Raw genomic sequence first — 463 nt, forward strand, 5'->3', positions numbered from 1 at the left:
GTCAAAGGCATGCTCTAGTTTTACATAATTTTCAAAGAAAACTTTTGCATCATCTATTGGAGCTGCAAAGATGATATTTGTAATTAAGAATAAGGCAATTATATTTTTCATAAATTTTTAACTTCTACGTGTTGAATGTAACCCTCAAGATTAATAACTACTATTTCATAACCAGATTTTTTAATTTCATCTCCATTGAGATTTTTTCCGGTAAATTTATATTGAAATCCTATAATCTGATCTTTAATTTGATCATATTCTAATACCTCCCAGTGGTGATGGGTCAGTCCAGCAAAGAATTTATTTTTCATTTGTAAAATAGCTTCTTTTCCGTAATGTATTCCTACATTTTCTGAGCTGTATGTAGCATTGTTATCAAGTAGATTCGCGATAAGGCTTATCTGACCATCATTTGATAAATCAACGTATTTTTTTGTTATCTCAAGAGGAGTCATTCTTATAT

At 29.4% G+C, this 463-nt stretch carries 1 protein-coding gene; it reads right to left on the reverse strand.

Annotation, left to right across the window (positions count from 1 at the left end; all coding sequences use genetic code 11):
* Positions 1-107: 107 nt before the first annotated feature.
* Positions 108-463: hypothetical protein (locus tag I6F37_RS39175; RefSeq protein WP_225154253.1), on the reverse strand; the 356-nt coding region annotated here is incomplete at its 5' end.

The organism is Bradyrhizobium sp. NBAIM08 (assembly GCF_020193935.1).
GTDB classification, from domain to species: Bacteria; Pseudomonadota; Alphaproteobacteria; order Rhizobiales; family Xanthobacteraceae; genus Bradyrhizobium; species Bradyrhizobium yuanmingense.